General features: G+C 38.9%; 13 protein-coding genes. 4 read left to right on the top strand and 9 right to left on the bottom strand.

The window, feature by feature from the left end; genetic code table 11:
- Positions 1 to 8 precede the first annotated feature (8 nt).
- Positions 9 to 1340 carry a xylose isomerase gene (xylA, locus tag LQ201_RS14315; RefSeq protein WP_230143305.1) on the top strand — a complete coding sequence of 444 codons (1332 nt, stop codon included), beginning with the start codon at positions 9 to 11 and terminating at the stop codon, positions 1338 to 1340.
- Between the two features lie 285 nt (positions 1341 to 1625).
- On the top strand, positions 1626 to 3302 hold the full coding sequence (locus LQ201_RS14310; RefSeq protein WP_230143303.1) for a sodium/sugar symporter: 1677 nt from the start codon (positions 1626 to 1628) through the stop codon (positions 3300 to 3302).
- A gap of 549 nt (positions 3303 to 3851) precedes the next feature.
- On the opposite strand, the gene LQ201_RS14305 is transcribed toward LQ201_RS14310, so the two are convergent.
- From LQ201_RS14305 to LQ201_RS14275, 7 genes are all read right to left on the bottom strand, one after another.
- Positions 3852 to 4232, bottom strand: a complete 381-nt coding sequence (locus LQ201_RS14305; RefSeq protein WP_131029427.1) for a hypothetical protein — start codon at positions 4230 to 4232, stop codon at positions 3852 to 3854.
- 1 nt (position 4233) lies between these two features.
- Positions 4234 to 5469, bottom strand: a complete 1236-nt coding sequence (locus tag LQ201_RS14300) for an ABC transporter permease (protein ID WP_230143302.1) — start codon at positions 5467 to 5469, stop codon at positions 4234 to 4236.
- 88 nt (positions 5470 to 5557) lie between these two features.
- A complete protein-coding gene (locus LQ201_RS14295; protein ID WP_230143301.1) occupies positions 5558 to 6196 on the bottom strand; it encodes an MBL fold metallo-hydrolase in 639 nt (212 codons plus the stop codon).
- 51 nt (positions 6197 to 6247) lie between these two features.
- A complete protein-coding gene (locus tag LQ201_RS14290) occupies positions 6248 to 6835 on the bottom strand; it encodes a gliding motility lipoprotein GldD (RefSeq protein ID WP_230143300.1) in 588 nt (195 codons plus the stop codon).
- Between the two features lie 54 nt (positions 6836 to 6889).
- Positions 6890 to 7633, bottom strand: coding sequence for a shikimate dehydrogenase (locus LQ201_RS14285; protein WP_230143299.1), 744 nt, complete (start codon positions 7631 to 7633; stop codon positions 6890 to 6892).
- An 83-nt stretch (positions 7634 to 7716) separates the two neighbouring features.
- On the bottom strand, positions 7717 to 8484 hold the full coding sequence (locus LQ201_RS14280; RefSeq protein WP_230143298.1) for a phosphosulfolactate synthase: 768 nt from the start codon (positions 8482 to 8484) through the stop codon (positions 7717 to 7719).
- 60 nt (positions 8485 to 8544) lie between these two features.
- Positions 8545 to 9948 carry a tetratricopeptide repeat protein gene (locus tag LQ201_RS14275; protein WP_116252178.1) on the bottom strand — a complete coding sequence of 468 codons (1404 nt, stop codon included), beginning with the start codon at positions 9946 to 9948 and terminating at the stop codon, positions 8545 to 8547.
- Positions 9949 to 10198: 250 nt separating this feature from the next.
- Here LQ201_RS14275 and LQ201_RS14270 point away from each other — a divergent pair, with 250 nt between their 5' ends.
- Positions 10199 to 10657, top strand: coding sequence for a nuclear transport factor 2 family protein (locus LQ201_RS14270; protein ID WP_230143297.1), 459 nt, complete (start codon positions 10199 to 10201; stop codon positions 10655 to 10657).
- A 95-nt stretch (positions 10658 to 10752) separates the two neighbouring features.
- Here the strand turns inward: LQ201_RS14270 and LQ201_RS14265 are convergent, their stop codons facing one another.
- Positions 10753 to 13263 (bottom strand): M1 family metallopeptidase, encoded by a 2511-nt coding sequence (locus tag LQ201_RS14265; RefSeq protein ID WP_230143296.1) that lies wholly within the window; start codon positions 13261 to 13263, stop codon positions 10753 to 10755.
- Between the two features lie 107 nt (positions 13264 to 13370).
- A complete protein-coding gene (locus tag LQ201_RS14260) occupies positions 13371 to 14249 on the bottom strand; it encodes a TraB/GumN family protein (protein ID WP_230143295.1) in 879 nt (292 codons plus the stop codon).
- 212 nt (positions 14250 to 14461) lie between these two features.
- Between LQ201_RS14260 and LQ201_RS14255 the strand changes: the two genes are divergently transcribed.
- Positions 14462 to 16003, top strand: a complete 1542-nt coding sequence (locus LQ201_RS14255) for an aldehyde dehydrogenase family protein (protein WP_230143294.1) — start codon at positions 14462 to 14464, stop codon at positions 16001 to 16003.
- The last annotated feature ends 5 nt before the right edge of the window (positions 16004 to 16008 follow it).

Raw genomic sequence — 16008 nt, 5'->3', positions numbered from 1 at the left:
AAAATAACATGACAAAAGTAGTAACAGGAGCAAAAGAATTTTTTAAGGGCATTGAGCAGATCAAGTTTGAAGGCCTGGGCAGTGACAATCCATTAGCATTTAGATGGTATGATGCCAACAAAGTTGTAGCGGGCAAAACCATGAACGAGCATTTTAAATTTGCCTGCGCCTATTGGCATTCATTTAACGGCAATGGTGCAGATCCGTTTGGTGGCGCAACGCACATTTTCCCCTGGGATGAAAAAAAAGATGCAGTAGAAAGGGCAAAAGATAAAATGGATGCGGCATTTGAATTTATCACTAAAATGCAGATTCCTTATTACTGTTTCCATGATGTGGATGTGGTAGATTATAGCGACGATGTTGCCGAAAACGAGCGCAGATTACAGGCCCTTGTTGAGTATGCCAAGCAAAAACAAGCAGATAGCGGGGTAAAATTACTTTGGGGAACAGCGAATTTATTCAGCCATAAGCGCTACATGAATGGCGCATCTACCAATCCCGATTTCCATGTGCTGGCACACGGAGCTGCACAGGTTAAAGCAGCTTTAGATGCTACCATTGCGCTTGGTGGCGAAAATTATGTGTTCTGGGGAGGAAGAGAAGGCTATATGAGTTTATTGAATACCAACATGAAACGTGAGCAGGAACACTTGGCAAAATTCTTACATACCGCTAAAGATTATGCACGCAAACAGGGTTTTAAAGGAACATTCTTCATCGAACCGAAACCATGTGAGCCTTCTAAACATCAATATGATTACGATGCGGCTACAGTAAAAGGCTTTTTACAACAATACGATCTATTGGCCGATTTCAAATTAAATTTAGAAGTTAACCACGCTACCTTGGCCGGCCATACTTTCCAGCACGAATTACAAGTTGCAGTAGATAATGGCTTATTAGGTTCTATCGATGCAAACCGTGGAGATTATCAAAATGGCTGGGATACCGATCAGTTCCCGAACGATATTAATGAACTAACGGAAACCATGTTGATCATCTTAGAAGGTGGTGGCTTGCAGGGTGGAGGTGTAAACTTCGATGCGAAAATCCGCCGTAACTCTACAGATCCAAAAGACCTGTTCTATGCACACGTTGGTGGCATGGATATCTTTGCAAGGGCATTAATCACTGCAGATGCCATTCTTCAAAAATCTGATTACAAAAAAATAAGAACCGACCGCTACGCTTCATTTGATAGTGGAAAGGGTGCCGAATTTGAACAAGGTAAGCTAAGTTTAGAAGATTTGAGAAATTATGCTGCAGAAAACGGCGAACCAGAGGTACGCAGCGGAAAGCAAGAATACCTGGAAAACTTAATCAACAGGTATATTTAATTTATTTTATATAAAATATAATCTCCGTGGTCTGTGTCTTCACAGACCACGGGCATTTGATTTAATTAGCATGGTCTACGGAGACACAGACCATGGATGAGAAGCGGGACGACCTCCATTAATTTACCCATCCCAGTAGCGTGTGGAAAGTAGAATAGCTGTTGATTTTTAGCAGCCCAAATTAATAAACGTTACTTTAACATTTTTTAATTCAAAAAAAAGCAGAGATTAATTTATGATTTTACTACATTTAGATTTCTAAACCAAATAACCACTATTATATTAATGAAAAACAATTTATTGGACACGAAGGATTACATTGTATTTGCGGTGTACTTCGTTATTGTGGCTGCTTACGGTCTGTACATCTACAATAAGAAAAAATCCGCATCCACAGGCTCAAAAGATTATTTCTTAGCTGAAGGTTCACTTACATGGTGGGCAATCGGTGCATCATTAATTGCATCGAATATTTCTGCGGAACAATTTATCGGCATGAGCGGATCGGGCTTTAAGATGGGATTGGCAATTGCAACTTACGAGTGGATGGCTGCCCTTACCCTGGTTATTGTTGCTGTTTTTTTTATTCCGGTTTACCTGAAAAACAAGATCGCCACAATGCCGCAGTTTTTACACCAACGCTACAACGGAACCGTTGCCATGATTATGGCTGTGTTCTGGTTATTGTTGTACGTAGTGGTAAACTTAACATCAATTCTTTATTTAGGTGCTTTAGCTGTTAGCAGTATCTCTGGATTCGATTTAACTTTCTGTATGTACGCCATTGCGGCTTTTGCCATCGTAATTACACTTGGCGGAATGAAAGTAATCGGTTATACCGATGTTATCCAGGTATTTTTCTTAATTCTGGGTGGTTTGGCCACAACATACCTGGCATTAAACCTGGTTTCTACCCATTACGGAACCTCAGGCATTTTTGAAGGTTATAGCCTTATGACCTCAAAAGCATCAGAACACTTCCACATGATCTTAAAACCTGACAATGAGAATTACATTGATTTACCGGGATTAAGCGTATTGGTAGGTGGTATGTGGATTGTAAACCTTAACTATTGGGGCTGTAATCAATACATCACACAACGTGCTTTAGGTGCAGATTTAAAAACTGCGCGTGGAGGTATTTTATTTGCTGCATTCTTAAAGTTATTAATGCCAATTATTGTGGTATTGCCAGGTATTGCGGCTTACGTACTGTATAAAGACGGGGCTTTTCAATCGGAAATGCTGCAGGACGGAACTGTTAATCCAGACCGTGCTTATCCGGTATTGTTAAACTTATTACCTGCGGGATTAAAAGGTTTATCGTTTGCAGCATTAACTGCAGCCGTTGTAGCCTCATTAGCAGGTAAAGCAAACAGTATTGCAACCATTTTCACATTAGATATTTACAAAAAAGTATTAAAAACCGATGCTTCTGAAAAAAACCTTGTTTTTACAGGCAAAATTGCGGTAGTTGTAGCCATGGCATTGGGCGTTATTATTGCACCACACTTGGGTATCGATAAAAAAGGTGGATTCCAATATATCCAGGAGTATACAGGCTTTGTTTCTCCAGGTATATTTGCCATGTTCATTCTCGGTTTCTTCTGGAAAAGAGCCACTTCAAATGCAGCACTTTTTGCAACGATTGGTGGTTTCGGATTATCGTTATTGTTAAAGGTTCTTCCTACATGGACCGATCTTTCCTGGTTATCGGGAGTAGGCTTCTCGGTTAAAAATGCAACAGGTATTTATGAAATCCCTTTCTTAGATAGAATGGGTATTGTATTCGTATTCTGTATTATCGGTATGGTAATTATCAGCTTGTTTGAGAACAAAAACGGTGTTAATCCAAAAGGACTGGAAATTGATTCGAAAATGTTCAAAACCACAACAGGTTTCGCTGTTGGTTCACTAATTATTATCGGTTTATTGGTAGCCCTTTACAGTATCTACTGGTAGGAGATATTCTTTTATTATAATTTCTAAAGCTTTTCTGGAAACAGGAAAGCTTTTTTGTTTAGGCAAGTTTGGTTAGCGTGTGCATAAAATGGAAAATTGTTAGCTTTCTGGAAAGCAGGTGCAGCAGCATCAATTAATGACAGTCCTGCTCTCCGTTACTTCCGGAGAAAAACCGGAACCACTTCGATCAGGTTTAGGTGACAGAAAAGGTGCAACTATTTACGGTTGCAGGGCGTAGCGAATTGCGCCTATCCTACTAAACCATTAATAGCCGCAAAAGCGCTTAAAATTAGCCCTGATTGAAGTGTAAAGCCCGGAACCCGATCCTTCATCGGGTGAGGACTTGTAACGGAAAGCAGGAATGCCGTAACCGATTAGCATTGCAATTGCGCTTCAAGAAAAAAACTATCTTAAAACGCTAGGCTTTCAATCTAACAATTGTCTAAGCTATTTATCTATACCATTGGTTTAGTTCGTGGAGACACGAACCAAGGCGTTTGATCCCGAAGATCCGGATCAGCATGACGATCTCTGTTGGTTTTCGATGAATTACTGTGAACAAGGCCCGTCAGGGATTTCTTTACTGATTTTAAGCACTTTCATCACCACCAGGGTAGAATCGAAATCAGGTGAAACCGTAGCGGTATCAGACTTCGCGAAATAACCTTCTAATTCTACATATACTGGCTCGTAAGGCTTTTCGAACCCCAGGTTACTGTAAGAGAGCTCTAAATTTTTTACACTGTCTTTAACCCAATACTCACGCCCATCCTCACATAAGGTAAAAGACTTCATTTCAGGGCCAAAACTATACAAACCTTTAACCGTTTTCAGGTTACTTTTTTCTCCCTCGGCTTTATCGTTTCTACAAGCTGTAGCGGCTACGCCAAGGAGCACAACAAATACAATTGCTTGTTTAAATAACTTCATTTTATATAGTTTGATTAATTTGATCTATCTTTTTAACACTTAAATTGGATGACAAAGCAGATGCCAAAAATGAGAAGATGCCTACTGTAACAAAAACTAAAACAAAATCCTTCCATTTTAATCCGATTGGATAAGAACTTACCAGCGTTTTATTTACTTCATCACCCATTTTGATAAAACCATAAGTGTGCTGAAAATAATAAAATATGAGGCCGATAATTAAACCCAGCACACAGCCAGACATGGTGATCATCATTCCTTCAAATAAAAATATACGTTTGATTAATTTCTTGCCTGCGCCTAAACTGCTCAGAATGGCTACATCCTTCACTTTATCGATTACTAACATGGTTAACGACCCTATGATATTAAATATAGCAATAATCAGGATAAAAGTAAGAATAATATATACCGCCCATTTTTCGGTATTTAAAATGTGGTAGAGTGATTTATTTTGCTCGGCCTGATTTCTGACTTCATAATCCTTCCCAGCTTTTTCGATTACCTCTTTTTGAAAATCGTCTACATCAACACCGGGCTGGAGATTGATCTCTATTGCAGACACATTTTTCTCTTCGCCTAAAAGTTCGCGGGCAAAATTTAATGGTACAATAATGCCATTGTCGAAATCTTGTTGTACTTCAAAAACACCACTTACCCGAATGTTCTTTACCACAAAATCGTCGGCAGGGTTTAAGCTATTTGCAGCGATATCTTTCTTTGGCGAATAGATTTCCAGCTCTGTAAAGGGATCGACAGTATTTACGGCCAAATAACTCTGCAGGGCAGAACCAATTACCGCATTATCACCGCTTCTGTTGTGCAGTATAAAATGGCCTTCTTTTATGGTACTATCTAATTTAGTGTTCTTCAAATAATCTAAACTTACACCTTTAACCATTCCAACAGCTTGTTTGTTGTTGTATTTTAATAAAGCATTTTCTTGTAGCACCTCGGTAAAAGCGGCAACATCTTTATTTTTTCTGAGCTGATTGAAATAGCCTGTGTTCGGATCAAAAGTTTTCCCCTTAGCCGGTGTAATGGCAATTTGTGGGGTAATGGTATCGAACATATTCAATACTACTGTTTCTAAACCGTTAAATACCGAAAGGATAATAATCAATGCAGCGCTACCCACCATTACACCAACCATCGATATACCAGATATCAGGTTAATGGCATTGGTAGATTTTTTAGCAAAAAGATACCTTTTGGCAATATAAAACGATGTATTCACAGCGGCAAAGATAAATAAAAGGTTGAGGGTTTTAAGGTAAAAGGCTTCAGGTTATAAAGCCTTTAACAATTATGAACCTTTAATCCTGCTAAAAAAATGGGTTATGTTGTTTTTCAAAACCAATGTTTGTGGCTGGTCCATGACCAGGATAAACTTTGGTTTCATCAGGTAAGACAAAAAGTTTATCGGAAATGTTTTGGATTAATTGCTGATGATTACCTCCAGGCAGGTCGGTACGGCCAATACTCCCATAAAAAAGTACATCACCACCTATTAAAATATGATCGGGTGCACTGTAAAAACACAGGTGTGCCGGCGAATGCCCCGGAGCAAAAATTAAGGTCAGTGTACTGTTACCAAAAGAAATAGTCCCTGTTTCGGGCAAAAAGGTATCGGGCAGAGGAGATACATCATAACGGGTAAAACCCATTGATGGTGCATAACTAGGAACTGCATTTAAAATTGGCAGTTCGCCTGCATGAAACTGCGGTTTTAAGCCGTAGGTTTCGAACACAAATTTATTGCCGAAAACATGATCGAGATGACAATGTGTATTGAGTAATAAGACCGGTTTTAACCCTTCATTTTTAATGAAAGCCGCCAATTCATTTTGCTCAAAACCTTCGTACATGCCCGGATCGATAATGACACATTCTTTGGTTTCATCAAAAAGTACATAGGTATTTTCGCTGTAGGCATTAAATGCGAAGGTTTTTATTGTAATCATAAAAATTTTAAAAAAATCCTGTTTCCAAAAGCAGGATGACAAAATAATAAATCAATTTTTCCACCTAAAGGTAGAAATCAAGGTATCGATATCCTTTTTAATAAATTTAACAACGGGTTCAATAGAGTCGTATTGTGGGCGTTCATTAAAATATAAAGCTCCTCTGAAATAATGTTTGGCACTATCGGTTAAAAAAAACTGAACTGATGATGCGGTATTTCCCTCTATGGCGTAATAAATACCGTAAACTTTATGATCGGGATAATTGATGAGTTTTTGATCAATCGCACTGGCTTTTATGGTATGTTTAAAAGCCAGTTTTCGGGCATCTTCTACCATTTCATCATACTCGCCTTTACCCGAAATATCGTAATACGTTAAATGCAAAAAGCCGTTAAACTGCTTAAAGTGTAAATTGTACCAGTTTTTTTGGGCATCGCGGCTTTGATCTTGTTCTACCGCAGCATAAGTTGGGTATTTAAAAGTAAAAGGTACAGGCTTGGTAAATACAGTATAATCTTTTTTAGGGAATACGATCCTATAGTAAGCTTTCGGCTTTGGGCTATAATCGTGGTTCTGACAAGCTGTTAGAAACAAAAGCAGTACAAAGGGAAGGCAGATCAGTTGTTTTAGTTTCATAACATTTTATCAAAGATTGCGTCGTCGTTCCTCCTTGCTATGACGATAAATTAATTATTTATTCCAAATTGCCCAAGCTTTTTCGGCTTGTTTGTACAGCATTTCCAAACCGTTTTTAATCGCTGCACCGCGCGCTGCAGCTTTAGCCAAAAATGCTGTCTCCAGCGGATTGTATACTAAATCGTAAGCTAAATACCCTGGCCCAACTAAACTGTAATCAATTTCAGGAAAGGTATCCACATTTGGCGACATCCCTAGGGGTGTAGTATTGATCAATAACTGGTGTGAGGCTAAAATCTCTGGCGTAACTTCCGAATATAGAACAGCACCGGGAACAGCCGTTCGCACCACAACCTGATATTGGATATTTAATTTCTCTAACACGTACTTTACCGCTTTCGCCGCCCCACCATCGCCAAAAACCAGTGCTTTGGTATGTTGCGGCCCCAACAAGGGTTTTAGCGATTCTTCAAAGCCATATGCATCGGTGTTATAGCCTTTTAAATAGGTCGCACCTTCAAAACTTTTGATCGAAATACAATTTACGGCCCCAATTTTTTCCGCAGCTTCATCTACTTCGTTTAAATAGCAAAGCACGTTAACTTTATGCGGAATCGTAACATTAAGCCCACAAAGTGATGGATTTTCAGTCAGCAGATCGGGCAGTGATTTAATATCGGCAATAGGAAAAAGCTCATATTGATGATCGGCTATGCCCTCATTTTGAAATTTTTCTGTGAAATATTTTTTCGAGAAAGAATGAGAAAGTGGGTATCCGATTAAGCCGTATGTTTTCATTATTTATATAAAAAAGCAAACCTTACAGGTTTTTGAAACCTGCAAGGTTTATTTAACTATGCACTCCGCAACAGCGGGTTGAGTTATTTAGTTTGGTTCAGGAAATAATCAAAAGTATCTCCACGTAAACCTAAACGAATGGTTTCTAAAGGAATAACTTCTGCCGGGGCAATATTACCAAGGTTTACATTGCTACCAATTAATTTAATAAACCAAACTTGCTGTTCTTTTTGAGGTGCTTCCCAAATAATGGTTTCTTCAGGAATCTGGGTTAAAATTTCATCAACCAATCCTTCGCGTACTTCACCGCTTCCACGGTAAATACCTACATTACCACCTTCGCGGGCTTCGGCAATTACCTTCCACGATCCCGCCTCGATTTCGGCTTGCATTAATTTAATCCACTTATATGGGGCAAATATTTTAGCGGCATCTTTACTTCCAACCTCCGAAATTACGGTTACCTGTTTAGAAAGTTCGCGGATAAACTCACATTTTTTATCGTGCTCAATTTCAATAGAACCATCAGAAACTTCTGCAAATTCCATCCCGTACTGATCTAGAACACGTTGATAATCTGAAAACTGGTCGCGGATGATAAAGGCCTCAAATAACGTTCCTCCGAAATAGGTAGGAATGCCTGCACTTTTATATAAAGCTAATTTTTCTTTAAGGTTTGGTGTTACGTGTGATGTTGCCCAACCTAATTTTACGATATCTGTATGTACGCCGGCAACTTCAATAAAATCTTCAACCTGGCGTAGGCTCAATCCCTTATCCATAACCATTGTTAAGCCTTTTTGGCGTGGTTTAGCTGGACGTTCGGGAACGTTTAATAATGGATAATTCATATGCGTACAAAAGTGAAAAAAATTTTGAGATTTATTTGTTAAATTTTTCTCACAAGGTCGTTACCTAATATATCTGTTTATAACGTTCAAAATGGCACTATTATCCTGCAATTGTGGCAAATATTCAAATAAAATATAGTGTTTATCGGGGTCAGTTGTTAAAGCCGTTTCCAAATATCCCAGTGCATCGCTATAATTCCCCTGGGCAAAAAGATAGGCTACCATCCGGTAATACAGTTCTGCTGCTTCCGGATTATTTTTAATCGCCTCTGCCATCGTTTCCGATGCTTCCAGCAATTTCCCCTGCTCGTAAAGCACAGTACTAAAATCTAACCAAGCTTCGATATCCAAAGGATTAAACTCCAATACCTTTTCGTAAGCTTCGATTGATTCGTCAATCTGGCCTAATTTATAATAAGCATCGGCCATGGCAAACCAGAAATCAGGGTTTTCGGCCTCTAAATCGATTGCTTTTTTGTAAAAGTGAAGCGATTCGAAATAACGTTCTTCAAAATTCAGCGTAACACCGATCCCGAACCAGGCATCTGCCATTTTGGGATCCATTTTTACCGATTTTTTGTAGTAAGAACGGGCTTCGTCCATTTTCTCCAGTTTCTCGTAACATTCGCCAATGGCACAATAAGTATCGGCATTAGGCTGCTCGTATTCGAAAGTCTGTTTATAAACATCTATCGCCTCGTCATATTTATCGAGCTGAACCAGCGCATTACCTTTATTGAAATAGGCAGAGCTAAAATCTTCTTTGATCAGGATCGCGTAATCGTAAGCATCGATCGCTTTTTCGAAAAGATTCAACTTATGGAAACTGTTGCCCAAATTATACCATGCCGCATAAGAATACGGATCGGTATCGATGTATTGTTGATAAAACTTGATACTTTCTTCTTGTTTATCTAACACATCGTAACAGAAAGCCAGCTCATATAAACCATCCTGGTTCTCCATATTCTGCTCTAAACTAAGCTTAATATAGGTAATGGCGCTTTCATAATCACTCATGCTCTGATAAACATAAGCCATTTGTAATAAAATCTCATCAGTACTCTCGGCCAACCCTAAAGCTTTTTCATAATTTTCCAAAGCCTCGTCAAAACGTTCGGTATTTTGAAAAATATTACCGCGGAGCAAATAAATATCTGGTTCTGACGGTTCTAAAAGCTCGGCTTTTTGCAAGGCAATAAAAGCCTTTTCGTTGTTGTTGGTTAAAATGTAAAGATGGGCTTGTTTGATTAAAAACACTGTTGCATAAGGGTGCTGACTGATTGCAAAATCAACAACCTGCAAAGCTTTGACCGGATCATTTTTCTCAATGTAGAAATCTACAATGTATTCGAATGCCCCTGCATCGAAGAAATACTGATCCTGGTTGCGGAGCATTTCTTCGTAACGTTCTACCGAGCGTTGTGCATCTTCGTTGGATTCAAAAAAGAATTCTTCTTCCATATATTATACTATTAAAGAACCGTGCCAATTAGCAGAAAAACACATTATAAGTTTACAAGTTTTAATTATCCGTTTTTAAAATAATTATTAACATCAATCGGTTAAAACAGCGTAAATAGCTGACTACAAAGCGTATTGACTGTGATTAAGATGTGTGGATAATCTATAGATTCTTTGCAACATCGCGGTTCCTTTTCCCTTCTTTGACAAAAATACTATAAATTTATGGCATATACGTAATTAAGAAGTCATGAAAGGATTAGTCATTTTTGCCCTGTTTTTACTAGGTTTTGCTACAAATACCTTTGCGCAAAGCGATGAAGAAAGTGATATCAAAAAAACTATAAATAACCTTTTTACCGGTATGAAGACTGGAGACAGCACTTTAACCCGAACTGCGTTTGCACCAGCAGCAATTATGCAAACCATTACGAACAAAGAAGGTAAAACGGGTATACGTACAGAATCTGTTAACGACTTTATCAAATTTATCGGCACTCCACACCAGGAAAAATATGATGAGCGTATTGTGTTTACCAAAATATTAATCGATGGTCCTTTGGCTTCTGTTTGGACAGACTATAAATTTTACCTGGGCGAAAAATTTAGTCATTGTGGGGTTAATTCCTTTCAGTTGGTAAAAGGAGATAAGGGCTGGCAAATTGTTTATATTATCGATACAAGGAGAAAAGAGGGATGTAATCCTTAAAGGACAAATAGCCAGCTTTGGCAGATTGTGAAAAGAACGATCGTCATTCCCAACTTGATTGGGAATGACGCATCGACACCTAACTATGTTAATTATTATTCTTTTTCCAGATCAGCTGCGCCTTTTTTAAATAATTCGGCCTGTTTGCTCAGCTTTGTTTTAGCCTCTCCGCTTATTGCGGCAGCCTGTTGTGTTTTAGCCTGCGCAGCTGCAGTATAAGCACCCGCAAGTTGCTTGTTTAAATAGGTCTGTAATTTTAATCTTTCAATGGCGCCACCAATGTTCGCAATACCTTTTTCGGTAACTACAGGATTATTGTTGGCCCTCAGGTACTGAAAATACTGGCCAACTACTGCAAAAACACTATTCCTGTCGCCTGTAAGCATAATGTTATCATAAAATGCCTGATACTCATCTTTTGGTTCATTGATATATAATGTTGCAATAGAAGGTGCTATATGTGCTTTCGTATCTTCATCTAACGATGCTAAAGCTGTGATACTTTCTTGTGGAGCCAGTTTGGCCAAACCATCAATACCGGCAGCAATTACCTTGTACGACCTATCCTTTAAGCTTTCTAACACTAAAGTTTTATAAGCCTGATCGCCAGTTTCAGCTAATTTCACAATTGCAGCTGATCTTGCTTCGGTATTTTTATCTGTTTTGGCAATCTGAAGTAAAACCGGTAAAACTGCTGCTTTAATCTGAGCATCTTCTAAGTTAATCCCATCAATGCTTAAAGCGCGTAAATCTGCAGATTTATCCTTTAAACCTTCTAGCAACACCAGCTGGCCGCTTTTGGCTTTGCTCTGCATAATAAATTGCAGGGCTTCGATTCTATTGGCATAACTAGGCGCATTTTTGTATTGGAAATAATAGTTTTCAGCGGTTTTATTGTCGTTGGTTTCTCCAACTAAAATTTTATCTACATCAAAATCGATTAAATCGGGTTTAGTACTTACGTCGAAACTAAAGTTCTGCTCACGGCTATTGATCAGGATTTCTTTTCTGATTTTTTTACCTCCTGCATAAATGTCAATCTTGATCGGCAATGTAAAGGTCTGCACGCTTGCATCTTGTGTTTGTTTAACTTTAATTGTTGCCTTGCCGTTTTCGTAACCATAATCGATACTTAAAACCGGATGGCCACCATTGTAATACCACTGATTAAAATAAGGGCTCCAGTCTTTTCCGGTAATCTCTTCCATAGCCAAACGCAATTGATGTGTTTCGCCATTTTTAAAGGCATTGGTGGTGAGGTAGCGGTTAAGTGATTTGTAAAAAGCGGCATCGCCCATTTGATTTTTTAGGGCATATAAAATAATCGATCCTTTAGCATAGCTGATGTTATCGAACATATCTTCCTTGTCGCCATAATAAAAGCGGGCCAAAACAGGGCTTTCTCCTTTTTTGGTCGATCCTAAGTAAGATTGTAATTTATCGTAACGTGATTTGTCTTCTGCATCTTGCCCGGCATCATGTCCATGCCAGATCACTTCGCCAAAGGTGGCAAAAGATTCGTTCATGGTTAAGTTAGACCACGACTCTGCGGTCACATAATCGCCAAACCATTGGTGAAAAAGTTCATGTGCAATGGTTCCTTCTTCATTTTCATCCAATAACTCGCGATCTGTTTTTTGTACCTGCTCGCCATGTAAAGTAGCCGTAGTATTTTCCATTGCGCCCGAAACGTAATCTCTGGCTACCACCTGCGCATATTTGTTCCATGGATAATCTACCCCTAACAAATTGCTGTAAAACTGGATCATATTAGGTGTTTTACCAAAAATCTGCTTGGCATAGGGCGCAAATTTCGGTTCGAGGTAATAACTTACTTCCTTCCCTTTATAGGTATCTTTTGTGATTTTGAATTCGCCCACCGCCATCATAAATAAATATGGCGAATGTGGCAGATCCATCTTCCAGGTATCGGTCCTTGTTCCATCTGCATTGGCTTTCTGGCTCATCAATTTTCCGTTAGAAAGTGTTGTGTATTTCGATTTTACCGTCATCGAAATCTCTTCGGTAGTTTTCTGATCAGGTTTATCGATAGTTGGAAACCATGCCGAAGACGATTCTGTTTCACCCTGGGTCCAGATCTGTGTTGGTTTATTTTTATCGGCACCATCTGGGTTAATAAAATATAAACCTTTAGCATCGGTTATGGCCGCACTTCCCTTTACTTTCAATTCATCGGGTTTAGCGGTGTAAGCAATATACACCGTGTACTTTTCGCTATTGGTGTACTTTTTATTCAGGGTGATATAAAGCTTATTATCTTTATAAACATATTTAAGCGGGGTATTTCCTTTTGCGCCAACCAATGCAATGGTTTTAATATCCATTCCCTGCGCATCAAGGGTTAAAGAATCGGTAGGATAAAAATGAGGCTTTAAAGTAACCCATTCTTTACCGTATAGGTATCGCTTTGCATAATCAAAAGATACATCAAGTTTGGTATGCACCAGATCGTTAACTTTAGTTGCAGTTACACGGTAAACATTTAAGTTGTTCGATTTTTCTACAGGCTGTTCCTGTGCAAAAAGTGGATTAGCCAAAAAAGCAGAAACCAGCATCACACCACAGGCAATAATTTTTTTATTCATTTTTATGTTTTTACAAATTAGTTTTACTTTAAACACAGCTATTAGTGCTAAAGTAAAAACGCAAATGTAGCTCCCTTTCTTTTGTTTTTCACAAACACATTGAAATATTAATTAGTTGCTACGGGCTTTAAAATGTATCCTTTTACCTGCAACCCTTTTATCAAGCCTTCGGCACCCAGTAAATGCCCCGCTCCAACCGCAATAAATAACGATTGCTTCTGCATTAGAGCCGGCAGCTGATCTAACCATCTTTTATTTCGGTTTTTTAAGAGCTCAGTCATAAATTCTTTTGATTCTTCGTCCTGATTTTTAAAGAGTTCAGTTAATTTATCCATATCCTGAGTGATGTAATAAGTTTTCAGTTCTTCCATTTTTTGTTTGCTTTTATCCACTTCCCGGATCGATTTTAGCAATGCATTCTTTTGTTTTTGCAGATCACTGTCAAATAAAAGTGCACCCTGATATTCGGCTGTTTCCAAACCATATAATGATTTTCCATTTTTTTTGGCATACTTCTGAAAGCTATCATCCATACCTTCACCTATATCTTTTAACATATCTGGGCTTTCAAAAAGCATCATCATTATTGCTACCATTGCGGGCTTGAAATTGTTCAGTTGCTTTAATTCAAAACCTGGTTGTTTGCTTTTAAAATAATCTTTTACTTCCTTGTATTCTGATTTTGTTAATAAACTATCCAGCGTATTATTTTTCATTACTAAAAACGGGGCCATTTTAGTTTGCGTAGTACTGTCCATTACAATCTCGCCCACTACTGCATCGGTAGATTTAAACTTTTCCTGCAGAACCTTCATCGTATCTACAAATTTAGCCCCTATTAAATGATGGGTGCCAAATAGATAGGAAGGCTTTTTTAATCCATTACCAGAAATTTCCCACAACAGCGAGTTAGTTGCCTTTTTTGTTTGTGCCGAAAGGGAAATACTGAACCCTAAAAAAGCAATGAGCAATAATTTTATTTTCATTTTTCTATTTATAACGACTGAAGTCTAATTTGATATCATTATTCTTTTGGCAAACTACGCTATTTATATTGCAAAGCAAAAAGCACAATTTATAGCCTTATTTACACCTGATTATGCTTAAAGGGAGATATTGATTATGGAAATAATTTAAAGACCAGAATTTGACCTCCGTTCTGTTAATTTTTTGTTTTTTTGTGTAAATCGTTAGATATATGACTACAGATATTCAATCCATTTTAAATAAACTGGGCATTAATGCAAGTAATGCCGCTTATAGTACGGGCAGCAATTGGGGCGGTGAACTTAATACAAATACATTAGAAAGTTTTTCTCCCGTTGATGGCAAACTGATTGCTTCGGCAAAAGTTGCAAGTGCTGCTGATTATGATGCTGTTGTACATCAAGCGCAGGAAGCATTTACAGCATGGCGTACGGTTCCGGCTCCAAAAAGAGGAGAAATTGTGCGCCAGTTTGGTGATGCCTTACGTGAAAACAAAGATGCGTTAGGCACCCTGGTTTCTTACGAGATGGGGAAAAGTTTGCAGGAGGGTTTTGGTGAAGTGCAGGAAATGATCGATATCTGCGATTTTGCAGTAGGTTTATCCAGGCAGCTTTACGGTTTAACCATGCACAGCGAACGCCCAAGCCACCGCATGTACGAACAATGGCATCCGTTAGGGATTGTAGGTATTATTTCTGCATTTAATTTTCCTGTAGCGGTTTGGAGCTGGAATACCGCTTTGGCATTGGTTTGTGGTAATGTTTGCATCTGGAAACCATCAGAAAAAACACCGCTAACCGCAATCGCCTGTCAACAAATTATTGCAAAGGTTTTTAAAGATAACAATATCGCTGAAGGGGTTTGCAACTTGGTTTTAGGCGATAGGGAAGTTGGCGAACTCATGACAAATGATGGCCGCATTCCTTTAATTTCTGCTACCGGATCGACGCGCATGGGTAAGGCAGTCGGTGCTGCAGTAGGCGCAAGGTTAGGAAAAAGCTTACTTGAACTTGGTGGTAATAATGCCATTATCATTTCAGAACATGCTGATTTAGATATGAGTTTAATCGGTGCGGTATTCGGTGCTGTTGGTACCGCGGGGCAGCGTTGTACCTCTACCAGGAGGCTAATTATCCACGAAAGTGTATATGATGCTTTTACCGCTAAACTGGTTAAAGCTTACGGACAGTTGCGTATTGGAGATCCCTTAGATCAAAATAACCATGTGGGACCACTGATTGATACCGAAGCGGTTGCAGCATACTTAGATTCGATTGCAAAATGCAAGGAAGAGGGCGGCAATTTTGTGGTAGATGGCGGCGTTTTATCGGGCGATGCCTATACAAGCGGGTGTTACGTAAAACCATGTATTGCCGAAGTTCAGAATGATTTTAAGATTGTTCAGCACGAAACATTTGCGCCGATTTTATACCTGATTAAGTATAAAACATTAGACGAGGCCATTGCTTTGCAAAACGCCGTTCCTCAAGGATTATCATCGGCCATTATGACTTTGAATTTAAGAGAGGCAGAGCAATTCTTATCGGCTAAAGGCTCTGACTGTGGCATAGCCAATGTAAATATTGGTACTTCAGGCGCAGAAATTGGCGGTGCTTTTGGCGGTGAAAAAGAAACAGGCGGTGGCAGGGAAAGCGGGTCTGATGCCTGGAGGGCTTATATGCGCAGACAAACCAATACCATCAATTATTCGAACACGCTGCCTTTAGCACAGGGGATAAAATTTGATTTGTAAAATTG

Source organism: Pedobacter sp. Bi126, assembly GCF_918698245.1.
In the GTDB taxonomy this organism is placed as follows: Bacteria; Bacteroidota; Bacteroidia; order Sphingobacteriales; family Sphingobacteriaceae; genus Pedobacter.
Note: the sequence above shows the minus strand (reverse complement) of the source record. Positions and strands in the feature narration are given on the sequence as shown.